General features: G+C 49.7%; 22 protein-coding genes and 1 riboswitch. Of the genes, 18 read left to right on the top strand and 4 right to left on the bottom strand.

Going from position 1 to position 23,593, the window contains the following annotated elements; all coding sequences use genetic code 11:
* Nucleotides 1-21 precede the first annotated feature (21 nt).
* Complete coding sequence (locus AB1S56_RS17185) at nucleotides 22-1,578, top strand: oligosaccharide flippase family protein (RefSeq protein ID WP_340868144.1); 1,557 nt, start codon at nucleotides 22-24, stop codon at nucleotides 1,576-1,578.
* Nucleotides 1,579-1,603: 25 nt separating this feature from the next.
* On the opposite strand, the gene AB1S56_RS17180 is transcribed toward AB1S56_RS17185, so the two are convergent.
* Nucleotides 1,604-4,441, bottom strand: coding sequence for a right-handed parallel beta-helix repeat-containing protein (locus AB1S56_RS17180; protein ID WP_340868143.1), 2,838 nt, complete (start codon nucleotides 4,439-4,441; stop codon nucleotides 1,604-1,606).
* Nucleotides 4,442-4,695: 254 nt separating this feature from the next.
* On the opposite strand from AB1S56_RS17180, the gene galE reads away from it, so the two are divergent.
* The 3 genes from galE to AB1S56_RS17165 all read left to right on the top strand — a co-directional run bounded on the left by galE (nucleotide 4,696) and on the right by AB1S56_RS17165 (nucleotide 7,176).
* Nucleotides 4,696-5,733: a UDP-glucose 4-epimerase GalE gene (gene galE, locus AB1S56_RS17175; RefSeq protein ID WP_340868142.1), complete on the top strand. Its 1,038-nt coding sequence runs from the start codon at nucleotides 4,696-4,698 to the stop codon at nucleotides 5,731-5,733.
* A gap of 24 nt (nucleotides 5,734-5,757) precedes the next feature.
* Entirely contained in the window at nucleotides 5,758-6,816 is a 1,059-nt protein-coding gene (locus AB1S56_RS17170) for a glycosyltransferase family 2 protein (RefSeq protein WP_340868140.1), read from the top strand.
* Between the two features lie 99 nt (nucleotides 6,817-6,915).
* Nucleotides 6,916-6,999: riboswitch (cyclic di-GMP riboswitch) on the top strand.
* 15 nt (nucleotides 7,000-7,014) lie between these two features.
* Nucleotides 7,015-7,176: a hypothetical protein gene (locus AB1S56_RS17165; RefSeq protein ID WP_340868138.1), complete on the top strand. Its 162-nt coding sequence runs from the start codon at nucleotides 7,015-7,017 to the stop codon at nucleotides 7,174-7,176.
* 11 nt (nucleotides 7,177-7,187) lie between these two features.
* Here the strand turns inward: AB1S56_RS17165 and AB1S56_RS17160 are convergent, their stop codons facing one another.
* Nucleotides 7,188-7,517, bottom strand: a complete 330-nt coding sequence (locus AB1S56_RS17160; protein ID WP_340868137.1) for a helix-turn-helix domain-containing protein — start codon at nucleotides 7,515-7,517, stop codon at nucleotides 7,188-7,190.
* Between the two features lie 260 nt (nucleotides 7,518-7,777).
* Between AB1S56_RS17160 and AB1S56_RS17155 the strand changes: the two genes are divergently transcribed.
* The 7 genes from AB1S56_RS17155 to AB1S56_RS17125 all read left to right on the top strand — a co-directional run bounded on the left by AB1S56_RS17155 (nucleotide 7,778) and on the right by AB1S56_RS17125 (nucleotide 15,076).
* Complete coding sequence (locus AB1S56_RS17155) at nucleotides 7,778-9,718, top strand: asparagine synthase-related protein (RefSeq protein WP_340868136.1); 1,941 nt, start codon at nucleotides 7,778-7,780, stop codon at nucleotides 9,716-9,718.
* Between the two features lie 18 nt (nucleotides 9,719-9,736).
* Nucleotides 9,737-9,880: a paeninodin family lasso peptide gene (locus AB1S56_RS17150; protein ID WP_340868134.1), complete on the top strand. Its 144-nt coding sequence runs from the start codon at nucleotides 9,737-9,739 to the stop codon at nucleotides 9,878-9,880.
* Nucleotides 9,881-9,964: 84 nt separating this feature from the next.
* Nucleotides 9,965-10,903, top strand: a complete 939-nt coding sequence (locus AB1S56_RS17145) for an aldolase (RefSeq protein ID WP_340868133.1) — start codon at nucleotides 9,965-9,967, stop codon at nucleotides 10,901-10,903.
* Between the two features lie 3 nt (nucleotides 10,904-10,906).
* Nucleotides 10,907-11,227 carry a lasso peptide biosynthesis PqqD family chaperone gene (locus AB1S56_RS17140; RefSeq protein ID WP_340868132.1) on the top strand — a complete coding sequence of 107 codons (321 nt, stop codon included), beginning with the start codon at nucleotides 10,907-10,909 and terminating at the stop codon, nucleotides 11,225-11,227.
* A gap of 71 nt (nucleotides 11,228-11,298) precedes the next feature.
* Nucleotides 11,299-11,721 carry a lasso peptide biosynthesis B2 protein gene (locus AB1S56_RS17135; RefSeq protein WP_340868510.1) on the top strand — a complete coding sequence of 141 codons (423 nt, stop codon included), beginning with the start codon at nucleotides 11,299-11,301 and terminating at the stop codon, nucleotides 11,719-11,721.
* Entirely contained in the window at nucleotides 11,718-13,523 is a 1,806-nt protein-coding gene (locus tag AB1S56_RS17130) for an ABC transporter ATP-binding protein (protein WP_340868131.1), read from the top strand. Before AB1S56_RS17135 ends, AB1S56_RS17130 begins: the two co-directional genes overlap by 4 nt.
* A 197-nt stretch (nucleotides 13,524-13,720) precedes the next feature.
* The gene (locus AB1S56_RS17125) at nucleotides 13,721-15,076 is read left to right on the top strand and encodes a dicarboxylate/amino acid:cation symporter (protein WP_340868130.1); all 1,356 of its coding nucleotides are present in this window, start codon (nucleotides 13,721-13,723) and stop codon (nucleotides 15,074-15,076) included.
* A gap of 120 nt (nucleotides 15,077-15,196) precedes the next feature.
* Here the strand turns inward: AB1S56_RS17125 and AB1S56_RS17120 are convergent, their stop codons facing one another.
* Both AB1S56_RS17120 and AB1S56_RS17115 read right to left on the bottom strand, forming a co-directional pair.
* Nucleotides 15,197-15,478 (bottom strand): hypothetical protein, encoded by a 282-nt coding sequence (locus AB1S56_RS17120; protein WP_340868129.1) that lies wholly within the window; start codon nucleotides 15,476-15,478, stop codon nucleotides 15,197-15,199.
* Between the two features lie 52 nt (nucleotides 15,479-15,530).
* Entirely contained in the window at nucleotides 15,531-15,827 is a 297-nt protein-coding gene (locus AB1S56_RS17115; protein WP_340868128.1) for a DUF3055 domain-containing protein, read from the bottom strand.
* A 195-nt stretch (nucleotides 15,828-16,022) separates the two neighbouring features.
* Between AB1S56_RS17115 and AB1S56_RS17110 the strand changes: the two genes are divergently transcribed.
* The 7 genes from AB1S56_RS17110 to AB1S56_RS17080 all read left to right on the top strand — a co-directional run bounded on the left by AB1S56_RS17110 (nucleotide 16,023) and on the right by AB1S56_RS17080 (nucleotide 23,559).
* The gene (locus AB1S56_RS17110) at nucleotides 16,023-17,018 is read left to right on the top strand and encodes an HRDC domain-containing protein (RefSeq protein ID WP_340868126.1); all 996 of its coding nucleotides are present in this window, start codon (nucleotides 16,023-16,025) and stop codon (nucleotides 17,016-17,018) included.
* Between the two features lie 140 nt (nucleotides 17,019-17,158).
* Complete coding sequence (locus AB1S56_RS17105) at nucleotides 17,159-17,620, top strand: chemotaxis protein CheX (protein ID WP_340868125.1); 462 nt, start codon at nucleotides 17,159-17,161, stop codon at nucleotides 17,618-17,620.
* 78 nt (nucleotides 17,621-17,698) lie between these two features.
* Complete coding sequence (locus AB1S56_RS17100) at nucleotides 17,699-18,472, top strand: SDR family oxidoreductase (RefSeq protein ID WP_340868123.1); 774 nt, start codon at nucleotides 17,699-17,701, stop codon at nucleotides 18,470-18,472.
* A 24-nt stretch (nucleotides 18,473-18,496) separates the two neighbouring features.
* On the top strand, nucleotides 18,497-20,056 hold the full coding sequence (locus tag AB1S56_RS17095; protein WP_340868121.1) for a DEAD/DEAH box helicase: 1,560 nt from the start codon (nucleotides 18,497-18,499) through the stop codon (nucleotides 20,054-20,056).
* 115 nt (nucleotides 20,057-20,171) lie between these two features.
* The gene (locus AB1S56_RS17090) at nucleotides 20,172-21,431 is read left to right on the top strand and encodes an S-layer homology domain-containing protein (RefSeq protein ID WP_340868119.1); all 1,260 of its coding nucleotides are present in this window, start codon (nucleotides 20,172-20,174) and stop codon (nucleotides 21,429-21,431) included.
* A 131-nt stretch (nucleotides 21,432-21,562) separates the two neighbouring features.
* Nucleotides 21,563-22,312, top strand: coding sequence for an ABC transporter ATP-binding protein (locus AB1S56_RS17085; RefSeq protein ID WP_340868118.1), 750 nt, complete (start codon nucleotides 21,563-21,565; stop codon nucleotides 22,310-22,312).
* Complete coding sequence (locus AB1S56_RS17080; RefSeq protein WP_340868116.1) at nucleotides 22,309-23,559, top strand: ABC transporter permease; 1,251 nt, start codon at nucleotides 22,309-22,311, stop codon at nucleotides 23,557-23,559. The genes AB1S56_RS17085 and AB1S56_RS17080 overlap by 4 nt, the downstream gene beginning before the upstream one ends.
* Nucleotides 23,560-23,593 lie beyond the last annotated feature (34 nt).

Here is a 23,593-nt window from a genome sequence, read left to right as displayed (position 1 = left end):
CTTTGAAAGAGAGAGCATGATATGAGAGTTAAACATTCCATTATTAACGTTACTACAGGTATAGGCAGCCAAATGCTTATTACGCTGCTTAGCTTTGTGTCGAGGACTGTTTTTATTGCTATTCTTGGAGTAGAGTATCTCGGCATAAATGGCCTATTCACGAATATTCTGGGCATGCTTGCTTTAGCCGAAGCAGGTATTGGAACAAGTATTATATATGCCTTGTACAAGCCTGTTGCTGACGGTGATCAGGAGAAGGTTAAATCCCTCATGCGGTTATATCGGAATTCATTTCGGATTATTGCCGTTGTTGTTCTGCTGTTAGGCTTGACCTTGCTGCCCTTTCTACCTTCCATTACAGGAGAGACGAACGTTGAACATGTTACGACAATCTATCTTATATTTGTGTTGAATGCTGCTGTATCCTATTTGTTCACGTACAAAATATCGATGTTAAATGTTCATCAAAAATCGTATATTCATACCATCACCTACTCCATATCAACAATAATCAGCACCTGTATTAAGGTCGGCATTCTTTATCTTACCGAGAACTTCATATTATATTTACTGATCGAAGTGCTTACAACAATAGCTACTTCCATGTATCTGGCCTATAAAGTTGATCGAATGTATCCTTTCCTGCGAGAGAACAATATTCAGAAGCTGGATACGGAGACCAAAGCAACGATCGTTCGGAACATAAAAGCGGCCATTATGCATCATGTAGCAAGTTATATTGTATTCGGCTCGGATAATTTGATTATTGCCAGTTTTGTCAGCGTTGTAGCAGTAGGTATATATTCTAACTACTACATGTTTATAAATATATGTCGAACTTTCATTAATCAAATATTTGATAATGTATTGCACAGCCTTGGTAATTTAATTGCTAAAGAAAGTAAAGATCGTGTGTATGAGGTGTTTCGCACTACGATGTTTTTTAATTTTTGGGTTTATATTCTCTTCGTTTCGATTCTATATGCGGTGTTGGATCATCTTATTTTAGTATGGCTAGGCTCTACCTTTCTGCTCAGCAATGTGGTTCTGATGATCTTATTAGTTAACTTTTATGTAACGGGAATGCGACGGTCGGTTAACATGGTAAAGTCCACAGCCGGTATTTTCCATGAGGATCGATTTGCCCCACTAGTGGAAGCAGCCATCAACCTAGTGCTATCCATTTTATTGGTTAAGCAGTACGGGATAGGAGGCGTCTTTCTGGGCACTTTGTTTAGCACTCTTGCCGTACCTTTCTGGGTCTCGCCGTATCTTGTTTTTAGGAAAGTTTTCAAGCTGCCTCTTTATCGGTATTTTCAACAATACTTGCTTTATGGAGCAGTCGGTCTTGGAGTATTAGTCATTATTCATGTGATATGTATTTGGCTTCCTGGTTCTGGAATTCTACCTCTGTTAGGCAAGTTATTGATCGGTATTCTGCTGCCTAATATCATAATTGCTGTCATATTCCATCGGACTGCGGAGTTCCAATACCTATTCCGAATTGCTTTAGGGCTTATTCATAAGCTATGGATGAAAGTTAACAAAAGGGGAAAAAAGGCTGCACTCGAAACATGATGAGTGGCAGCCTTTTCCATTATCGCTAGCTAATGGGACCATACGGCCTAAACTGTGCTGCATTGCCAGATTCCTGCCAAGTGACCCCATTATCAACAATAGTTGCTGCAGATGTTGTTGGCCACGGCGGCTGGGTAGTTCCGGTTGTTCCGGAAGTTCTGGCCTCGAACACTCTTCCGCCAACATTTATCTGATCTCCAAATCGTATGGCTGTAGACGCTTTCCATGGCGTTGCATTGGCGAATCCTGTTGAGGTACATATCCAGCCTGCAAAGCTGCCAGCGACAGGTGCAGCGTTGCCGTAGGTATCGCCTCTAAACCAGTAGCCACTATCGGGCGGAGCAAGTCCTTCTTTAGCAGGATCGTAATCTAGATATCGTCCAGCCTCACCTGCTGGCAATTGGATGTTGATATAACGATTGCGAGCGTTTACGAAATTTTTAATTGCTAATTTTCGACTTTGCTCGTAGAAGTTAAGGAGGTTCAGCGGTTTGGTGCCTGTAAACACTATCTGATTATTTTTTAAGAACAGGCTGACTGTGTTTGCAACTAAGTGAATGTTATGAAGGAAATAACTAAATGAGCTATTATTAAGCTCAATTCTGCTATTGGCGACTTCTACCCAGCCATACCCTGTATTCGATTCATTCTGAATAAGATATTGAAGACTAGTTGATAAAAGTGTGCTATTTAAAATACGAATAATTGCTGACTGATCCAGTGTATTGATATTAACAAGTCTAATAATCGTATCATCAAATAAACATGATTCCGCCATTACGGTACGCTGCTTCATTAAATACAAATTGTTCATAAAAACACATTGTTTAAAAGTACAATCCTTTAGAGAGACGGTTTCCATTTTTGTTTGTTGATTTCTTGTTTCTAACCTTAAGTTTATACTCTGATATATGCAGTCTTTATGCTCATAAACTCTTAGAATAACATCTCGTTGTGCTTTAAAACTAATGAATTGGCAGAAGTCCAAACGATTTGCCGTTATAACCGGAATTCCGTTATAAAGATCTGTCCAATAAAAGTAATTGTCGCGACATGCCTGCTTCACGTCATCCTGCATGTAAAAGGAGGTGATATCGATTATGGTATTGTTTTCGAAAGAAGTCTCATACCCCACTCCATTCATGGACTGGCTAGAGACATTCACGAAAGTATTGCTATCAATATATACATGTGCACCGAGCAGGTTATTTGTCATAAAACCAATACCTGTTGGGCAGCGAAATATATAATTTTGCCGAACATGAACGGAATGAACAACATATAAATTAATTGAAATGCCTGTTAAATTGTAAAACAAATTATTCGCAATTTCAGCTGACCAGCAGCCCAATAGTATACCATGATGAACGTTATAAAGGAGGTTATCTCGTATAATTGTCCGGTCTCCATAAGAATCTTCCTGGTTAATTCCATATCGAGTAGAGTCGGGAAATAAAGGTTTGAGATCAAGTAAGCCGGTTCCATTATGAATTACATTATTATGGACGACGTTATAGTTGCCTCCAAGGGAAATCCCGCCGCGGTGCATGTTAAATAATTCATTGTATTCTATTGTATTGTGATGTGGAGTAAGACCGTATTTCAACGTAATCTGCATATTTTTGCTCGTATTTGTTTCGCTGCGAAATAGTAACCGAAATTTGGCTGCATTCTCTGGAATCGATATTGGCGTATAAATCTTCTTATTAGAATAACGAGTTAATAAGGTATTGTCTTTGCTATAGAAGATGACATCTATTTCCGTTTGAACTAGGGCAGTAAGGCGGTTATAGCCAGCGCCCGCTACGAGAAAATGATCGTAACGCGTAGTAGGTAAATTTATAAGTTGAGAAACTAGAGTTTTTCCTGTAGAAGAAGTAAGTGCGCCTGTAGTGGAATCAACATCATTGGGGGAGAGTCCTAATGCGAACTCAGCAAAATCGAAATACCCAAAATTACTTACTGTTATAGCATCTCCCATAAAGCTGCTAATACTGCAATGTGATACAGAACAATATTGGGACCCGTTCGTTATTTGAATGCCATACGTCCATTCGACTCTTGCTTCTTCAGGGTTTATGAAGGATCTATCTGCCTTATCACCAATCAAGATCAAATTTTTTACATGAGAGTTCTTAGTTGCTTGAAGGGAAATGCATATCCCTTGATTGGAGGAAGAGGCGGGAAAGTTATAATAGTCCGTTACATTTGAACGTGGATCAAACGGAGATTTCCTATTTGAATCGTAAATAACTTTTAATGTTGAGCCTTTAAAATCAAAAGTAAGATAATCGTACTTAATAAGGATAGAATTTGGATAACACACAGCATATTGCCCTTTGGGCAGAATGATATAGGAATATCCGTTCTCCACAGCCCAGTTCATCGCGTTGTTTATTCCGAGCACATTGGAATTGGCCATTTGAAAGTCAGCATCGGAGTAAGGCTTGTTCGGCAAGCCTGCTCGGATTCCCCAACGGGACAATTCGATTGTATATATTTGGCTAGATGTAACGCTGCCTGAACCAGCTGGCCCTTGTGGTCCTATTGGTCCAGCAGGTCCTTGTGGACCAGTCTCGCCTTTGGGGCCTTGCGGTCCGGCTGGACCTTGAGGCCCGGCCGGTCCAGCCGGTCCTGAAGGACCCTGTGCTCCTGCCGGTCCTTGTGGACCTGGCTGCCCCGCTGGACCCGCAGGTCCTGCTGGTCCGGGAGTTGTGCTCAACGCTTCTGGCAACGCATCGACTTTAATTTTGTTTGTTGCCGGATCATAGATTTGTTCAATAGCTGAACGTAACTGACTATCATCGAATATCTGAATCTGCTGGCCGTTCAAGGTGATATACCCATTTGGATTGGTCGCCATTCTCTGTTCACCTCTTATTCTATTAATATCAACCTTCTATAAGGTATGACATTTCAAATATATATGTAAGTGCAGTAACCTAGTCCCTACTGCTTCAATTGCGATGTGTATGTCAACATAAATAGTCAAGAATAAACGACTGCCCATTTATTGTTCGTTATTAGAGACAAAAAACCAATCCTCTGCTATAATGTTCTTTAAAAAGAACATTATTAATCTTTATTGTTCTTATTAAAGGTAGTGGAGGGATTGTAATGGCTATTCTCGTTACGGGCGGTGCTGGGTACATAGGCAGTCACACATGTGTGGAATTGCTGAATGCGGGCTTCGACATTGTCGTGGTGGACAATTTATCGAACAGTCATCCGGAGGCGTTGAAGCGTGTGTCCGAAATAACGAACAAGAGCTTTCCATCGTACTTCATTGACGTGGCAGATCGTGATTCGCTTGATCATGTATTCAAGGAGCATCAGATCCAGGCAGTTATTCATTTTGCAGGGCTGAAGGCCGTTGGGGAATCAGTGCAGAATCCGCTGAAATATTACCATACGAACCTGATGAGCACGACAACGCTGTGCGAGGTCATGGAGCAGAACGGCGTACGCCGTTTGCTGTTCAGCTCTTCTGCGACGGTGTACGGCTTGCCGGAGCAAGTTCCCATCGATGAGAACGCTCCAATAGGTGCCGTTAATCCATATGGACGTACCAAGCAAATGATTGAGCAAATGCTCAGCGATCTGGCTGCCGCGAATCCGGAGTGGAGCTTAGGCATTTTGCGCTACTTCAATCCGGTTGGCGCTCATGAGAGCGGCCGAATCGGAGAAGATCCGAACGGCATTCCGAACAACCTTGTTCCCTATATTTCGCAAGTAGCTGTAGGCAGACTTGCTGAGGTGTCTGTATTCGGTCATGATTATGATACGATAGATGGCACGGGAGTGAGGGACTATATTCATGTCGTCGATCTCGCCTTAGGCCATCTGAAGGCGCTTGTGAAGCTCACAGACGTCAGAGGGGTTCATACGTATAATCTCGGAACCGGTCGCGGTTATAGCGTGCTCGAGATGATCTCAGCATTCCAGGTGGCTTCAGGCAGACAGGTGCCTTACCGAATGACAGCACGGAGGCCGGGTGATATTGCAATCTGTTATGCCGATACGTCCAAGGCGGCTGTGGAGCTCAATTGGCGAGCAGAGAGAGGGATTGATGAGATGTGCCGTGATACCTGGCGCTGGCAGTCGATGAATCCGAGAGGCTACAAGGTACCTGTGCCTGTGGCTCAACATTCGTAAGAGACTTTGAATGGAGTTGCTGCCATGAGCCAGATAAGCGTTATAGTACCAGTCCATAATCCCGGCCGCAAGCTCCGCCGATGCATTAGGTCTATACTTGATCAGTCGTTCTCGGATTGGAGCCTGCTGCTGATCGATGACGGTTCATCTGACGGTAGTCTTGAGCTGTGCAAGTCGTATGCTGCGCAGGACGAGCGAATACAGGTGATTAGCCAGCAACAAGCGGGAAGTACGGTAGCTCGCAAGAGGGGGATTGAGCATTCTTGTTCCCCTTTTGTGGCATGGGTCGATGCGGATGATTGGATGGCACGACATGCTCTAGGGCGGCTTTATGACAGGGCTGTCAGATCTGGAGCGGATATCGTCGTAGGTGATATGACGAGGGTGACGGGGGGCGGCGGTCTTATTCGCAAGAGTAACCCAAGTCCATATTGCCAAGAAGAGAAGTTATTCAGTGCTGAGCAGATTCGCAGCGAGCTCGTGCCCGCCTTCCTGCACGGCCATCCGTTCCCAGTCCAGTTCCATGGCAAGCTGTATCGGCGAGAGTTGCTCCAGCATAATGGCACTTATTCCTCACGTATCTGTTTTTTTGGTGATGATCTCTACTATAATCTGGAGTTGTTCCTTCATGCAAAATCGGTTTATCTGATCCCAGACTGTCTCTATTATTACCGGATTGGAGGAATGACCAGCCGGTACATGCCTTGTTTGTTCCAGGATGCGGTTCGGGGATATCAGATCCAGAAGGAAGTAATCGCCACCTATTACGAACAAGAGCAAGCTAAGCATCAGACTGGTGCTCGGGTGATGCTTCTCAACACGTTAATGACCTGTATTCATTATCTTTTCTTGAGTAAGCTATCTAGAGAAGAGAAGCTGGTGGCCATACAGCAATATTGCGTTCAACCAGAGGTTTGTGAATGTGTGAATGACGAGGCCGTCGCTGCATTCATCGACCAAGACGTTGTTCGTTTTATTAGACAATCGGACAGCTCGGCGTTATATGAGTTAGGGAAATGGAACTACACAAAGCTGTTTACAAGAAGAATGATATTGAAAATGCTTAAATTACTTCAAATTTAGTAGATTCGACAAATTGAGAATGAATATCTCAAAATTTGGGTGCATAAATCGACAGCATATGCAAAGGAGATAGGATACTATACATGTTGTGGGACAAAAATGGATAAGGGAGACGTTGAAATGCGTTTTATATCTGGGCACCTTAAACGCATGGAGTCAGTGGTGCAACCGGCCCCGACGAAATGGGGGATATACGGGATGAATCGAGTGGAATCGGACAACCTGCAGGAATTGGACGCGGAGTGGGTGGAGCTTATGTTGTGCGCACGCGCGAAAGGACTCACGACAACGGAAGTGAGCAAGGTACTGCGTATCCTTCAAGAGGAAGGGCAAGCCATTATACAGGAGAGCGCTGTATAAATCATACAGCGCTACTCGCGGTTAAATTTCCACTTATTAAATTCCAGGAACTCCTTGAATTGTTCCTTACTTACGCCAGAAGCCATCGCTTCGCGTACTAACTCCTCCCAATCCCGATCAAGGCCTGCTGTGACTCGCTCGGATTGGTCGCTATTCACAAATTCCTCGACAGGTACATGAAGCACCTCACCTATTTTCTCAAGAAACTGAATAGAAGGATTTTGCTGGAGTCCGCGTTCAATCGAGCTTAGATACGATTTGGCGACTCCAGCACGCTGGGACAACTCGGTTAAGGATAAGCCTTTACTCTTGCGAAGCATCTGTATACGTTGTCCGATCATAGATGACTCCTCCGTTACTGCTGGATGCATGGTTTTCATCTATTATATCGAAAAACGGGGAAATGCAAAAGCAATAAATAGGAATGGAATCGTTTTTAATAACGAACAACGCTTTTCTTGTTTTATAAGGAATTATGACGAAAAAATCAATTGACAGTGCCTAAATTAGAGATTATTATGAGAGTGTGTTCTTTATAAAGAACTACTTGTTCGATCAATAAGCAGGATTGAAAGAACGTTGCGAACTGACGGAGGGCAATATGAGCATAATCACGGGGTTATATTCAGCCAGAGGGATCGATTATCTGAAGCAGCAGGGCAGTAGACTTATGAATGCGTTGGCGGATTTGCCTGCGGATCATGTGTTGGCCTGGCAGGATGATCATGCCTACCTATGCGGGCACACCCAATGGATTACTCCGGAATCCGTCAACGCACTTCATCCTCTTCATGATGAGGAACAAGATGCAGTTATCGTAGCAGATGCGATTATTGATAACAGAGAAGAGCTATTCGAGTTGCTCGATGTGGATAGACGACTACGGACGGCAATCAGTGATCATGAGTTAATACTCATGTGTTATGGAAAGTGGGGCGTACATACTGCATCACGATTAATCGGCGATTTCGCCTTCGTCATCTGGAATCGCAGGGAGCGGCTCTGGTACGGGGCTCGTGATTTCTCGGGCGGTCGCACATTGTATTACTGCTGGATGGAGGGACAATTCGCGTTCAGCTCCTTGATTAAGCCGCTTCTGCAGCTTTCGGATATAGGCTGTACATTAAATGAAGAATGGCTCGCTGAATTTCTTGCGATCTCATCTATGGTGGATGCCGTTGATGCACATGAAACGGTGTATGATCGAATCAAGCAAGTGCCCCCCTCTCATTACTTCGTTCTTAAGGATGACAGCCTCCAGCTTACCCAGTACTGCAAGTTGGAGCAGAGCGATAAGCGATTGAAGCTTCGTTCCGATGAGGAGTATGTTGAGGCGTTCCAAGAGGTGTTCCAGCAGGCGGTTAATGCTAGGCTGCGAACGCATAGAGGAATAGGCGCTCAACTCAGCGGAGGGTTGGATTCTGGAGCAATTGTTGGCTTTGCGCTAAGAAGCTTGCGGGAGAAGGCATTACCTCTTCAAACCTTCAGCTATGTGCCTGTCAATGATTTTAAGGACTTCACGTCCTCAAGAATTATGCCGAATGAGCGGCCATTTATCGAGAAAACCGTTCAGCATGTAGGCGGGATGGAAGCACACTATCTGGACTTCAGGGGCAAGGATTCTTATTCCGATATCGATGAGATGCTGAGCATTATGGAGATGCCCTATAAGTTCTTTAGCAATTCGTTCTGGCTTAAGGGCATCTACGAAGAGGCTCAGAAGAGGGATATCGGTATTCTGCTCAACGGAGGAAGAGGCAATCTAACGATTTCCTGGGGGGATGCCGTTCCTTACTATGCCCAATTGTTGAAAAGAATGAGATGGTTCAAGCTTATGCGAGAGTTGAGGCTGCACAGCTATGCGATAGGCTCTGGAAGAGGATTTCTATTGCGCGCGGTCAGTAATGAAGCCTTTCCTCTGCTCAAGCGGTTTACTGCCTATAGCCATCAGACCACTGAGCGGTTGATCAACCCTGAATTTGCGAAGCGGAAGCGAGTATATGAGAAATTGCGGGAGCATGGCATAGACCAATCGGGCTGGTTCGCCGATGGGGATGTATACCGGAACAGGCATAATCACTTCCAAGAGTTGTTTCACTGGAATGCCAGCAATACGCTTGCCTCGAAGCTCTCTTACAAGCACAACGTGTGGAAGAGGGATCCCACCAATGATTGGCGCGTCATTCAATTCTGCCTGTCGCTTCCCGAAGAACAATATGTTCGTGACGGAATGTCCAGAGCGATGGTTCGCCGGGCAACAGCGAACATCCTGCCAGATGAGATCAGGCTGAATGAACGAGTGCGCGGCGCTCAAGGTGTGGATTGGCTTCATCGGATTACACCGAGCTGGAATTCATTCTATTCGGAGCTGGAGCAGATGAGCCGAGATCGTCGATTGCTTAGTCTCATTGATGGCAAGCTGCTGGAATCGTTGTTAATTAGGCTGCGGGGCGGAGTCAAACCTGACGACGCGATCGGCAACAATCTGCGTTCCGCGATGTATGCGCTCATTGTTTATCGATTTCTGCAGAAAAACGCTTGAAAGGAGGTGACAATGACAATGACGATGAAAAAAGAGTGGAGCAAGCCAGAATTGGAAGTTCTGTCCGTTCAAATGACAGAGGCTTCGACAAGAACCGGCCCTTTGACAGATGAAGCATACGTTCCGGGTCAGTATAGCAACGACCCTCGCTTTACTAGCTAATTATGGTGCTGACGCGGTTGAGCAGAGTATTGCGCATGAATTGCAAAATACTCTGCTGATCCGTCACAAGTATGCTCAGTCGAGGTGAATGATTTGATTAGTACGCAAGTTAAGCTGCAATATTTCGCGTTTGGACTATCGATTGAAAGCGATATTCCGCTGCCAGAATTAACGCCATCGTTAGAATCGAATAGGCTGTGTGATGTTCAGATTCGGATGGATCGTTTTTTGAAAAATGGCTTTGATGCGCAGCCATACGATTTTTTGGCCGACGGTTCGACTATTACTGTTAAGCTGCCAGATGCTGGCGTGTTCCGCATACAGGACGGCAATAGAATAATCGTATCGCCTTATTCCGGTGCGGATGAGGATTTAATCCGACTCTATGTACTTGGCACATGCTTCGGTATCATTCTTCTACAACGCTTAATTTATCCTCTCCATGGCAGCGCGATTGCGATTAACGGCAAAGCATATGCGATCGTGGGTCATTCTGGAGCGGGTAAATCTACGCTGGCTTCCGTGTTTATTGAGCGTGGGTTCAGGATATTAAGTGATGATGTAATCGCGGTAAGGATGGATGAAGAGCAATCCCGCCCGTATGTGTATCCTTCGTACCCTCAGCAGAAGCTCTGGCAGAACAGTTTGACCGCCTTCGGACGAAGTCATGAAGCCTTACGTTCCATATACGGGAGAGAGGACAAATATTGTATCCCCATTACCGATAGCTTCCATGACGCTCCATTGCCGCTGGCCGGGGTGTTCGAACTGACGAAGGTGCAGACACAAGAAGCGTTAATCTCAGTCGCTCCTGTGAGTAAGCTGCAACGATTGCCGTTGCTGCTGCAGCATACATACCGTTACCAGTTGATCGAAAGAATGAATATGATGAGATGGCATTTCGAACGCACGGCAATGCTGGCATCAAGCATGATGATTTATCAGCTTAGAAGATCAGAAGCAGTATTCACAGCTCAAGAGCTGGCTGACCTCATTCTTAATACAATAGCTGCGGAGGAATAGCATATGATCGTTAATCACGAAGTCATATCACCGTCCACGAAACAATCCTTGTCGCTGGAGCTGGTTGTCGTACGTAATGATAACAATATCGGCAGCGATATGAATGGCGAACGTGTTCTTCTAAGTATTCAGAATGGCAAGTATTACAACCTTGGCACCATTGGAGGCCGGATTTGGGATTTAATCGAACGTCCTGAGCCAATTGGATTCATCGTGAATACGCTTCTCGACGAATATGACGTAGAGCGCTCCATCTGTGAAGCACAAGTATTCGGTTACCTGGCTCACTTGTCTGAAGAACGATTAGTTCAGTTCGGCGTATGATCGTGAAGAGAAGGGTTGAGCTTTGGCGTAGAGCCAAGCTGGTGCTAACGTGGGACAGTAAAACCATTCGCATGATGCTGGAGGCGGCAGTATATATGGGGTGGGCCCGGTATCGGATGCTGCACACGCCATTCGCAGTAATTGCTGCAAGCTTAGGCAGCGCTATGCAGCAATCCAGCTTCTCAGGAGAAGAGCTCCCTCGGAGCGAGCTGGTGCGGATCCATTATGCAATAAACATAATGAGCAAATATACGCTGTGGGAGAGCAAATGCTTGGTCAGAGCGCTGGCCGGTATGAAGATGCTGGAGCGTCGCGGGATCGAAAGCACGTTGTATTTGGGGACGGCCAAGAACGAGGAAGGTAAATTGATTGCTCATGCATGGCTGCGAAGCGGTCCATGGTATATTACTGGAGCCGAAGAAATGGCGAGATTTACGGTGACGGGGACATTTGCCCGATTGAATACGGAGCACCGGAAAGTGATGGTACTATGAGTCAATTACTGTATTTCGCACGCAAGCTGCATCGTTATTCAGGCAAGATTCTATATGTCAATTTATTTGGAATGCTGCTCGTTGGACTGCTGGATGGCGTCGGAGTTTTCCTGTTGCTTCCTCTACTCAGCGTTATCGGAATCGTACAAGTCCAAGATATGGGGATTCCCGGTCTTGAACGGTTGTCCTTCCTGCAGGAATGGCCAGTGGTTCAGAGTCTCGCTGTCATACTTGTCATCTATGTACTGCTCGTTACACTCCAAAGCTTGATTCATAGGAACTTGTCCCTGCGGGAAGTTCGAATCCATACAGGTTATATTAATCATCTCAGATTGGAGACTTATAGACTGCTGCTTCAGACGAACTGGGGCTTTTTTATTCGGCAGAGAAAGTCGGATTTAATTAATGCTTTGACGGGTGAGCTGGCCCGAGTGACGAATGGTTCGTTCCTATTCTTACAGCTGATCGCTTCGGCGGTATTTACACTGATTCAGATCGGGCTTGCCTTGTGGCTGTCCTTAAGTCTGACTTTATTCGTACTTGGCTGCGGCCTTGTTATTGCAATCCTATCTCGAAGCTATATTCGCAAATCCAAGCAGCTCGGTGCTGTATCTGTCGAGCTTGGCCAGAGCTACATGGCTGGCATTACTGATCACTTTAACGGGATGAAGGATATTAAGAGCAACTCGCTGGAGAACGCTCGGTACAGATGGCTTCAGGAATGGTCTGTTCAAGCTGAGCGCGAGAGATATGAAATCACTAGAGTGAGGACTCAATCCCAGCTCTATTACAAGATAGCTTCTGCTGTATTAATTGCATTATTTATCTTTGCGACAACGATCTTGTTCCGCACCCATGGGGGAGAGCTGCTGCTTATAACGTTATTGTTTGCTCGTTTATGGCCCCGTTTTACCGGTATACAGTCCAATATGGAAATGCTGGCTTCGAGTATTCCGGCCTTCAAGGCTTTAATGGAGTTGCAGCAGGAGTGTATGGCGCAGTCTGAGCCTGCGCTTGCTGAGAGCATCCTGCGGGATAATCAGACAGATAGACTAAAGATTGATCATTCATTGTCTTTGCGGAATGTCTGCTTCCGATATGACCAGAATCAGGAAATGACGCTTCGAAATATTCAGATTGATATTCCTGTGAATGGGATGACAGCTATTATTGGACGATCCGGCGCAGGGAAGAGCACACTGGTGGATGTGATGCTTGGACTGATCCAGCCAGAGTCTGGTCAAGTGCTGGTCGATCAAAAGCCTGTCACTCATGAGGATTGGGTACGGCTGAGGCGCTCAATCAGTTATGTTCCCCAGGATTCGTTCCTCTGCCATGCTACGATTCGGGAGAATCTTATGACTATTGATCCAGAGGCTACGGAGGAGCAACTATGGGAAGCGATGGAGTTTTCATCAGCCGCTGAGTTCGTTAGGAAGCTGCCACAAGGGCTGGATACGATAATCGGTGATCGCGGCGTCTTATTATCTGGGGGGGAACGACAGCGTCTCGTGCTGGCAAGAGCGATTCTCAGACGCCCTGCTCTTCTTATTCTGGATGAAGCAACTAGTGCGCTGGATTCCCTGAACGAAGCCAAAATCCAAAATGCTCTAGACAAGCTTAAGGGCAAGCTGACTATTATCGTGATCGCACACCGCTATACGACGATTCAGAATGCGGATCAAGTCATTGTAATGGATAACGGTAGAGTCGTACAATCAGGGGAGTTCAACGAATTGTCAGAGGAGGACGACGGCTTGTTCCGAAGCTTGCTTGGAGGCAAGCTGCCGATGGCGCTGTAATGCCACTTTTTATGAAGATACAGATACTCTAAGTAAAGAATGACACAAAAGGATTGACTACCTGCCGCTGGATTGATATTATTTTTCATACTTGTTGCCAGTTTATTGGAGATTTCCACCTGAGGAAATCTCTTTTTCATTCTGTGGCGCTTTGGTTAAGATAAGGAATGAACATAAGAAGGAGTGATCTCGACGTTATGGAAAATAATTTGTTAACCGCGCTGGAGACCAACGGCATCTCGCTGCTGATCTCGGCCGTATTGCTTGGCTTGCTGTATTATCTCGCGCGGAGGCGGGTGGGCTTCGGAACGCGCGTGCTGCTTGCTCTTGGTCTTGGTCTGGGGGCCGGTCTGCTCTTCAATAATCTAGAGCTGGCTACAGAAGGCGTCGGCACGATCGGCTCCATCTATATCAACTTCATCCGGATGATCGTCATTCCGCTTGTATTCGTGCTGGTTATCAACAGCATCATCTCGATAACGAATATGAGCTATCTTCGCAAGCTAAGCGTGAAGACGATCGGCTGGTTCCTGGGCACAACCGGCATTGCCGCTATTATCGGCTTGCTCGTGGCGGTCGCAATCAATCCAGGAGCAGGCTTCCAGGCTTCGCCGCCGGAGGGCTTTGAGGCAAGGGAAATCCCAACCTTCTTCCAGGTTATTCTGGACCAGATGCCGTCCAACCCCATTAATGACGCAGCGCAGGGCAAGGTCGTTCCCATTCTTATCTTCGCGTTGTTTATTGCCATCGCTGTTGTTAAGGTGGGGAGCAAGAAGCCGGAGGCGGTGGCTCCATTCAAGGCATTTATCGGCTCAGCTACAGAGATTATGCACCAGGTTGTCAAATACGTCCTGCGATTTACGCCGTATGGCGTCTATGCGCTAATCGCGGTTATGGCTGCCAGGTACGGGTGGGAGACGCTGGAGCCGCTTGCGATGCTTATTGCGGTATCCTATATCGCATTGCTGCTGCATTTCGTGCTTGTATTCGGCGGGCTGGTATCCTTCGTAGCCAAGGTGAATCCCATCACCTTCTTCAAGAAGGCTTATCCGACGGTTGCCGTCGCATTCACCACGCGCAGCTCGTTCGCCACGCTGCCTATTAATCTGGAGGTGATTACGAAGCGCCTGCGCATCTCTCCCAAAATCGCGAGCTTCGTGGCGCCTCTGGGCGCTTCGATGAACTTCAACGGCTGCGGCGGCGTGTGGCCGGCGGTTGTATCCGTGTTCGTGGCGGAGGTGTTCGGCATCTCGTTAAGCATGACGGATTATGTGCTGATTGTACTGGTTAGCGTCATATCGTCGATTGGCGTGGCGGGTGTTCCGGGACCTGCGTCGATCTCGACGACGGTGGTGCTTACGGCAATCGGACTGCCGCTCGAAGGTATTGCTCTGGTCGTGGCGGTAGAATCCATTATCGACATGGGACGTACAGCTGTGAACGCGACAGGCACGACGGTTACGGCGCTGCTCGTGGCGAATTCGGAGGGTGAATTCGACCGAGAGTCGTTCAATCGCGGGGAAGAGGATGAGCTGGAGCTGAATCCGGCCTAAGGCTAAGGGACAGAATTATCGCATAGGCCATGGAACCAAAGAACGCCCTTGTGCGATCCGGCAATGGATGATTGCCGCGGATCGCCAAGGGCGTTCTGTACGGGTGAATGGATTAACGGATTAAGGTTCGTCCTGCACGTCCGGAACCGAGGTGTTCGCGTAATCGTCTTCTCCGGGATAATCCCGTCCGATTCCGCGATGAAGCGTACGATTCTCATAGCCGAAGCGCTCGGAGGCTTTCCGATTCATTCGCCAAGGCGAGCTCTTGCCGAGCGATTCGCTAAGCAGCGTTGCGCCGTAAGGGCCTTCGGGAAATTCCTCGAGAGCAAGATCGTTACGCTGAGATTCTACTGTCGATACATCCATATAGCTATCCCGATCCTCTGACTCATACCGGTCCATGGGCAAGCTCCTCCTGTTCATGTAGTAGGCTGCCACCATAGGGTTGCCCGCATCAGTCTGTAAAATTCACTGTTCCTACCACAAAATAAAGAAATTGAGCAAGCTCTCCTGCTTCTTCCTCCGTCAGCTTGAACGTATGCTCCAGATATCCCTCCTCCTCCAGATCGTCGGGCCCGATAATGGCCGTCTTGCCGGATTGCAGGTCTGTTACAAGCTTCTTGCCGTAAAATCGGTTGGTCGTGGTGATGGCGAGGTCGAACCGAGCCAGGCTTGGCGTAATGAAGGTTGTAAATCTTGTCGACGTGTCCTCTGTGGAATCCGACATAAAGTCGTAGTTAGGCAGCTGCATAGTCGTATGAACCTCCGAATCATATATTGGGATGCATTATATATTAAAGGATTGAAACCTGTCCCGCAATATGGTAGCATGGAAGCAATCGAATGAAGGAACGGACATGAGGAAGCACCTCTTCTGCTGCGGCGGAAGAGGTGCTTTTTTTGCGTTTGGGGGGTCATTCGTAACCGATGAAGGGTGAGTGAAAGTATGCAAATCGTATTTCTGAACACGTTCGAGAAGCAAGGGGAGGATGGCTCCGTTGTCAGCGCTCAGTTGACCATCAGCGAGGAGCACGGCGTATGGGGCGTTGATTGGCTGGAGGAACGGGACGGCAGCGAGCAGGACCGCTGGTTCCAGGGCACTTCGTGGGAGGAGATGATGACGGCTTTCCGTTATGGAATCGCCAGAATGATGGGACTGGGATATTCGCCAATTGTGGATGGCATGCTGGACAGCGAGCGAAACGGCTCGGGCGGCTTTGTGACGATGCTGCAATGCTATGGGGAGCTTAACGCCAATGAAGAGCTATTCCAGCAGCTTAGAGATTGGCGGCGCAAGGCGGCGGCGGAGGAGAAGAAATCCGCTTATTTGGTGGCGACGAATCGTATGCTTTGGATGATTAGCGCATTTGTCCCGCGAACGCAGGACGAGCTCTCTCAAATTCCGGGCTGGGGCAAGGCGAAGCTGGCGGCATACGGCGAGTCGGTGCTGAAGATCACGTCCGGGGCGGAGAGGACTACCGATTTCCCGCTGGACTGGGTGGCTGGCGCGCTGGATGGCGAGCAATATACGACTTGGCTGTATAAGCAGAAGGAGAACAAATATAAGGGCATGATGGATCGCCAGCAGGAGAAGAAGCAAATATTGCTTATTATGCAGCAAGCGGGCGGGCTGGACCAGCTGCAGAAGGAGCTGTCGCTGTCGCGCAGAGAGCTGCTGCTTCGCATCGAGCAGCTGGAGCAGGAGGGCTACGATATCGAGGGACTGCTGGAGCGGGAGCTCAGCCATGTGCCGGAGAGCGAGCGTGACCAAATTTGGCAGGCGATGTCGACAATGGGCGATCGCTACCTGAAGCCAGTCCTGACTCACGTATATGGGGAAGATCCGCAGGCGGGGACCGATCGCCAGGTGGAGCAATTGTACGAGAGGCTGCGGCTTATGCGGATGAGCTATCGCAGGAAAAAGCAAGAAAAAGCAGTTTAAGCAAAGGCTGGGTTTTAATGACACATAGGTCCAAAGTCATATATATGACTTTAATAGTATACTTGTCCTATGAATTCAAGTATAATAGTTGCAAACAGACAAATTGCGAATTTTGTCGAAAAAAGGAGCGCATCCTCTTTATGAAGGCAGAATATATAAATCCGTTTCTTGAATCAGCAAAAATCGTGATCGAGCAAGTCGTACAGATTCGGCCTGCTACTGGACAACTGGGGATCAAGGACATTAAGTTTGTTGAGAACTATATTTGGATTCAAATCGGACTCAACGGCCAAATGAATGGTGATATTGTATTCGGACTTAGCGAACAGGTTGCGCTCAAGATGGTTTCCGCGATGATGGGCGGCTATGTAATTACAGAAATCGACGAGATTGGCCGAAGCGCGATTTCCGAGCTTGGCAACATGATCAGCGGCAACGCCAGCACGATTCTGTTCAATCAGGGGGTTCGCGTAGACATTACGCCTCCGAAGCTGATTCAATCCGCTCAGTCAGCGGGGTTCAATGCATCCCAAGCGCTGACGATTCCGCTCATTATGGAAGGAATCGGCGAGCTGGATATTCAGGTATTGATCGCCTCATAAACGAAAGAAGCTCCCGGGAGGAGCTTTTTTTGCTTATGAGGCGAGGGATGAAGTACACTTAATAGTGGGTGATGTGGGATGCTGAAAGGGAAGGTTGTATTCATATCCGGTGCTTCCAGCGGAATCGGCGCCATTGCAGCGTCGCTCCTGGCTGAGCGAGGCGCGGTGCCCGTTCTAACCGGACGTAATGAGGAGCGGCTTAAGAAGCAGGCGGACTCTATCCGTGGTGAGTGCGCCTATTACGTTATGGACGTGACCGATATGGAGCAGGTTCAGCAGACGGTAGAGCAGGTTGTGAAGCGGTATGGACGAATTGATATTTTGCTCAATAATGCAGGATATGGGCAATTCGAGTCGATTGCGAAGATGCCGGTTGAGAGCTACGAAGCCATGATGAATACGAATTATATGGGCATTGTTCGATGCACGAAGGCGGTGCTGCCGTATATGGAGCAGCAGGGAGAAGGCCATATTGTGAATGTCGCATCCATGGCCGGCAAGATTGGCTCCGCCAAGTCGACCAGCTACACGGCGACTAAGCATGCGGTGCTTGGCTTTACGAATTCGCTTCGGATGGAGCTGAAGCCGCTTGGCATTCATGTATCGTCCATCAATCCGGGACCGATTGACACGGAGTTTTTTGCCATTGCGGATCCGTCCGGCTCCTATGTGAAGAACGTCAGCTGGTTTATGATGAAGCCCCATTACGTCGCCAGAGCGATTGTGCGGGTGATGGAGCGCAGGACGCAGGAGCTGGATTTGCCAAGAGCGGCATCCGTCGGCATTAAGCTGTACGGCTTGTTCCCGAGAGTCGCGGACCGGATGTTTGGAGGATTATTTAATCGAAAATAGGCTTGAGATAAGAGAGGGAATTCGATGAGCAACAAAACATGGAGCGAGCTCGGAATCGAGGAGAGATTAATCGAGGCGCTGCTTCAGAATGGCATTAAGCAGCCTACAGGCGTACAGGCGGAGACGATCCCGGCGCTGCTGGAAGGGCATGACGTAACGGCGCGGTCGCAGACGGGCACGGGCAAGACGCTCGCCTTCCTGCTGCCGCTCCTGCAGAGAATCGACACCCAGTCGGGAGCGATTCAGGCAGTTATCATATCGCCGACGCAGGAGCTGGCGATGCAGATTGTACGAGTGGCGCAGACCTATGCCGAGCCGCTTGGCGTTCGCGTTCAGCAGCTGATCGGCGGAGCAGCCTTGAAGCGGCAGGTCGAGAAGATGAAGCTTCGGCCGCAGCTCGTCATTGGCACACCGGGCCGGCTGCACGAGCTGCTGAAGCTGCGCAAGCTGAAGCTGAATGAGGTGCGGCAAGTCGTTATCGACGAAGCGGATCAGGTGTTCCAGCTGGGCTCCACCAAGGACCTGGAGGCAGTGCTGTTCGCGCTGGGCAAGGAGCGCCAGATGGCGTTCTTCTCCGCTACCTATCCGGAGCAAATGGCTAGATTTGAGGGGCGCTGGATGAAATCGGCGACACGTGTGCAATTGACGCCGGAGCACCGAGTCTCCCAGACCGTGGAGAACTATTATATTATTAGCGACAAACGGGATAAGACGGATACAGCCAGAAGACTGATCCGGCTGCTGAAGCCGAAGTCCGCTCTGCTGTTCCTGAACGATACGAACGAAATTGCCAACTGGGAATCCAAGCTGTCCTACGAGGGCTTTACGGTTGAAATGCTGTATGGAGACGCCGACAAGCAGCGCAGAGCGGCGACGCTGGAGCGCTTCCGTGACGGCCGCTGCCAGCTTCTCCTCGCGACGGATGTTGCTGCCCGCGGACTGGATATCGAAGGCTTGCCGCTGGTGCTTCAGCTTGATCCCGCCGTAGACGCGGATCATTACGTGCACCGCGCCGGCCGTACGGGCCGAATGGGACGGAGCGGAGTTGTCATTACGATCGTTACGCCGCATGAAATTTTTATTATGGACAAGTTCCGCAAGCAGCTTGGCATCGAGCTGGAGGAGCGAGCGATGTACCGAGGGGAGCTGCTGTCGGAGGAGGAGCTCCGTGAGGCGACGCGTCCGAAGCTGGAGCGACTGGCCAAGGAGCAGGCGAAGCAGAGCAGTCCTCGTCCGAGAACGGATGCTGCCGCGCCGAAGACTGCGGCTTCACCGGGCGTTGATGCGGAAGTTAAGCCTGCGGAGACGGGGTTCCGCTCGTCTCAGCGGAGCGTGAAGGGCGAAGAGTCGCGGGGCAAGGCGGCTGATGCCAAGCCAATCACTGCGAGGCCCGCTACTGCCAGGTCAGCCTCCTCGAAGCCAACTCATGCGAAGCCATCCGCAGCCAAGCCAGCCACCCGTCCCGGCAAGACGGACAAGCCGCAGTCGGCAAAAGCGAAATCCAAGACGGCCAAGAGCATAAAGGATAAAGGCGCTCCAAAATGGCTGAAGGAGAAGCGCCAGTCGGGCCAAACTGAAAATTAAATTAAAATTTTGATGAGCCACCCCCTTTAAACGAGCCTCACGTCCCGAAAGCTATGGGCGAAGGCAACAAGCGGAGCATATTCCGTAAATCGTATTAAAGGAGAGTGGCTTTTTTATGAAATCGAACATGTGGAAAAAAACAGCAATAACGGCAATGGCAATGATTATGCTTACGACTGGAGCGGCTTCCGCATTCGCGGATGGAAGAGGCAAGGATCATGGCAATGATTATAAAAAGGGCAATGGCTGGCATGATAACGATCGGGATCGCGACGATGACGATGATGACGACGACGATGATGATGACAGCAAAATCAAAGTGAGATGGAACTTCAAGGATGAAGCGCAGCTGGAGTGGGCGCTGGAATACATCATGCGCCTGGCGGCCAAAGGCGTGTTCACTGGTTATGAGGACGGCACCTTCAAGCCGAAGCAGAACATCTCCCGTATCGAGACGCTGACTGCGGCAGTACGCTTGATGGGACTGCGCGCGCAGGCGGAGTCGGCTGCCGAGATGAGCACGGAGCTTCAGTTCAAGGACGTTGACAAGCTGGAGAAAAAATATCCATGGGCGGTTGGCTATGTTGCGGTAGCGCTGGAAAACGATCTGTTCGCCGAGACGGAGACGGAAATTAAGCCGGAGCAGAATGCGACACGGCTGTGGTCCACTATTCTGTTGATTAAGGCTCTGAAGCTGGAAGGCGAAGCGAAAGCTCTGAACAATACGAAGCTGGACTTCAAGGACGCAAACCAAATTCCTGCCGGCTCCGTCGGCTACGTAGCTCTGGCGCTTCAGAAGGGCATTATTACAGGCTATGAGGACAAGCATGGCAACAAAACGTTCCGACCGAACCAGCCGGTAACACGCGCTGAGCTTGCGGCGCTGCTCGACCGAACGGACAACGAGATGCCGGACCACGACGCGCAGGCTATTGCCGGCTCGCTGAAGGCGGCTCCGGCCAACGGCCAGTTGACTGTAGTGAAGAGCGACAGCACAGAGCTGACGCTGGCGATTGATCCGACTGTATTTATTTTCCGAGATGGCAAAAAGGCTTCCGTCAGCGAGCTGCAGGCCGGCGACAAGCTGTTCCTTCGCACCTATCAGAACAAGGTGGTCTTCATCGAGGTGACGGAGAAGGCGCCGGTTCAACTCGCATTTGCCGAGACGGGCACGGTGAACACCATGACGTTCAATTCGCAGGCGAAGCTTTCTACGATCTCCATTACCAAGGAAGTGAATGGCCAGACAACTGTGCTGATCTATAATGTGGACGCTAACGCCCAAATCGTTGGCGACGTATCGAAGCTGACGACGAATCAGCTGGTGGAAGTGAAAGGCGAGAACAACATCGTGAAGACGATTACGATTAAATAAGCTTATGCTCTGCAGAAAGAGGCATTCCCTGCTGTTATGGCGGGGAGTGCCTCTTTTTTTTGAAATTGCGCGCCGGATTCGGTATGCTGAAAGAATAGCAGGTACATATTGGCAGTAAGAGGGGAATTGGAATGGATACGATTCTAAATGTTACTGGATTAACAGGCGGTTATACGCCTCGCAGGTCTGTGCTGCACGATATCGATTTCGAGCTGCGCGCGGGCGAGATGGTGGGACTGATCGGCTTGAACGGAGCGGGCAAAAGCACAACGATTAAGCATATATTAGGCCTCATGCATCCGCATCAAGGGGAGGTGAAGGTGGCGGGCGTCACGTTAGAAGAAGCGCCGCAGCAATACCGCTCATCGTTCGCCTATGTGCCGGAGACGCCCCTCTTGTTCGACGAGCTGACCGTAGAAGAACATCTTCGGCTGAGCGCAATGGCCTATCAGGTGCCGGAGGAGCGGTTCCAGCTTGAGGCGGCCAGGCTGCTGGAGCAATACCAGATGACGCCGAAGCGCAAGGCGTTCGCGTCGCATCTGTCCAAAGGCATGAAGCAGAAGGTTATGATTATGAGCGCTCTGCTGGCATCGCCGCGGCTGTACATTATCGACGAGCCTTTCCTGGGGCTGGACCCGCTGGGCATACGGTCGCTGCTGGAGCAGCTGGTTGCGGTGAAGAAGGGGGGAGCCGCCATTCTGATGAGCTCCCATATCTTGTCCACCGTAGAGACCTATTGCGACCGCTTTATTGTAATTCATCAAGGAAGGATTGCGGCGCAAGGCGATCTGGATGCGATACGTAAGGCGGCTGGGCTAAGCCAGGGAGGCGGCACGCTGGAGGATGCGTTCTATCGACTTGTGGCCGGTGGCGAGCAATGATGGCGGAGGGCAACGAGCTTGCGGCTCTGCGGGCGTCTCGGGCCAGAGCGTTCCGCAAGGAGGCGCTGCCCTATGTGCGCTATATGGGGCAAAGCGGCTTCCCGTCATTCCTGTCCCTCGTTTTTATCGCCGCGGCTCTCGGCTATTTCCGGCTTATTCGCGATTTGCCGCCGGACTTTCCCATTGCGCTGGCAGGAGTGCTGGCGCTGACGCCTCTGCTCGCTTGGAGCCCGCTCAGAACCTATGCGGCACCTGCCGATATCGTCTATCTTATGCCGCGGGAGGCGGATATGGGCGCATACCTGAAGCTCTCTCATCGAGCGGCGTTGGTGGCTTCGGGTTGGATAGCGGCGGCTGTATTCCTGCTCTATATGCCTATCTACTTGCAGGGCGAGGCGCTTGTGCCGGCATGGCTTCTGGCAGCGGCGCTGCTCCTGGTCAAGCTGGGCAACATGGCCGCCTCTTGGGAGGAGCGACGAATGGCCTGGGACGGAGCCAGGCGCATGGCGGGAGTGCTGCGCTGGGCGCTGACTGCGCTGGCTGCAGCGGGCTGGTTAACAGCCCTTTGGTGGCAGGCTGCCGCCTTCACGCTGCTGTGCGCGCTAGTGGCCTGGCTTGTGTGCAAATTGCCCAGCAAGCACCGCTTGAATTGGGAGCGTCTCATTCGTGAGGAAGCCGTAACCAGGCGCCGGTATTATACGTTTTTTGGCATGTTTATTGATGTGCCCGCCATGTCAGCGGCAGTGGCTCGCAGGCCATATCTGGATTGGGTGCTCCCTCGGATTTCCTTTAGGCATGACCGGACGTTTGTCTATTTGTACGGGGCATCGCTTGTTCGATCTGAGCTGGGAGGCATATTGGTCCGCATTCTGCTATTGGGAGGGCTCGTGTGCTACATGGCTGCCGATGCGGGGGGCTGGAGCGGCTGGGGCGCGGCGCTGGTGTATCTGCTTGCGCTGCTTGTATATGGCCTGCAGCTTAGCGGGCTGCGCGGCGTCCACCGCCACTCGGTATGGCAGCATGTGTATCCGCTCCCGGAGGAGCAGCAGGTGGAGCAGCTGCTCCTCGTCGACCGATCGGCGCTCCTGGCGGGGGCGCTGCTGCTCTGGCTGCCGACAGCGGCGCCGCTGCTTGCCGGAGGCGACTATGCGGCGCCGTTTGCCGCTCTTGTGGGCGCCTTCGCATACGTCTTAATCCGTCCAGGCCGCCTTCGGAGGAAGCTTCGCGCCGAGGCGGACGAGGACTGAACAATAGAACCGCCCCGGACTGTGTTAAACAGTC

It is taken from the genome of Paenibacillus sp. PL2-23, from assembly GCF_040834005.1.
Classification (GTDB): Bacteria; Bacillota; Bacilli; order Paenibacillales; family Paenibacillaceae; genus Pristimantibacillus.
Note: the sequence above shows the minus strand (reverse complement) of the source record. Positions and strands in the feature narration are given on the sequence as shown.

What these genes read in the sequence shown, in the direction of transcription:
- AB1S56_RS17185 (WP_340868144.1), top strand. Translation starts at nt 22, where the DNA reads ATGAGAGTTAAACATTCCATTATTAACGTTACTACAGGTATAGGCAGC.
- AB1S56_RS17180 (WP_340868143.1), bottom strand. Translation starts at nt 4,441, where the DNA reads ATGGCGACCAATCCAAATGGGTATATCACCTTGAACGGCCAGCAGATT.
- galE (WP_340868142.1), top strand. Translation starts at nt 4,696, where the DNA reads ATGGCTATTCTCGTTACGGGCGGTGCTGGGTACATAGGCAGTCACACA.
- AB1S56_RS17170 (WP_340868140.1), top strand. Translation starts at nt 5,758, where the DNA reads ATGAGCCAGATAAGCGTTATAGTACCAGTCCATAATCCCGGCCGCAAG.
- AB1S56_RS17165 (WP_340868138.1), top strand. Translation starts at nt 7,015, where the DNA reads ATGAATCGAGTGGAATCGGACAACCTGCAGGAATTGGACGCGGAGTGG.
- AB1S56_RS17160 (WP_340868137.1), bottom strand. Translation starts at nt 7,517, where the DNA reads ATGATCGGACAACGTATACAGATGCTTCGCAAGAGTAAAGGCTTATCC.
- AB1S56_RS17155 (WP_340868136.1), top strand. Translation starts at nt 7,778, where the DNA reads ATGAGCATAATCACGGGGTTATATTCAGCCAGAGGGATCGATTATCTG.
- AB1S56_RS17150 (WP_340868134.1), top strand. Translation starts at nt 9,737, where the DNA reads ATGACGATGAAAAAAGAGTGGAGCAAGCCAGAATTGGAAGTTCTGTCC.
- AB1S56_RS17140 (WP_340868132.1), top strand. Translation starts at nt 10,907, where the DNA reads ATGATCGTTAATCACGAAGTCATATCACCGTCCACGAAACAATCCTTG.
- AB1S56_RS17135 (WP_340868510.1), top strand. Translation starts at nt 11,299, where the DNA reads ATGATGCTGGAGGCGGCAGTATATATGGGGTGGGCCCGGTATCGGATG.
- AB1S56_RS17130 (WP_340868131.1), top strand. Translation starts at nt 11,718, where the DNA reads ATGAGTCAATTACTGTATTTCGCACGCAAGCTGCATCGTTATTCAGGC.
- AB1S56_RS17125 (WP_340868130.1), top strand. Translation starts at nt 13,721, where the DNA reads ATGGAAAATAATTTGTTAACCGCGCTGGAGACCAACGGCATCTCGCTG.
- AB1S56_RS17120 (WP_340868129.1), bottom strand. Translation starts at nt 15,478, where the DNA reads ATGGACCGGTATGAGTCAGAGGATCGGGATAGCTATATGGATGTATCG.
- AB1S56_RS17115 (WP_340868128.1), bottom strand. Translation starts at nt 15,827, where the DNA reads ATGCAGCTGCCTAACTACGACTTTATGTCGGATTCCACAGAGGACACG.
- AB1S56_RS17110 (WP_340868126.1), top strand. Translation starts at nt 16,023, where the DNA reads ATGCAAATCGTATTTCTGAACACGTTCGAGAAGCAAGGGGAGGATGGC.
- AB1S56_RS17105 (WP_340868125.1), top strand. Translation starts at nt 17,159, where the DNA reads ATGAAGGCAGAATATATAAATCCGTTTCTTGAATCAGCAAAAATCGTG.
- AB1S56_RS17100 (WP_340868123.1), top strand. Translation starts at nt 17,699, where the DNA reads ATGCTGAAAGGGAAGGTTGTATTCATATCCGGTGCTTCCAGCGGAATC.
- AB1S56_RS17095 (WP_340868121.1), top strand. Translation starts at nt 18,497, where the DNA reads ATGAGCAACAAAACATGGAGCGAGCTCGGAATCGAGGAGAGATTAATC.
- AB1S56_RS17090 (WP_340868119.1), top strand. Translation starts at nt 20,172, where the DNA reads ATGAAATCGAACATGTGGAAAAAAACAGCAATAACGGCAATGGCAATG.
- AB1S56_RS17085 (WP_340868118.1), top strand. Translation starts at nt 21,563, where the DNA reads ATGGATACGATTCTAAATGTTACTGGATTAACAGGCGGTTATACGCCT.
- AB1S56_RS17080 (WP_340868116.1), top strand. Translation starts at nt 22,309, where the DNA reads ATGATGGCGGAGGGCAACGAGCTTGCGGCTCTGCGGGCGTCTCGGGCC.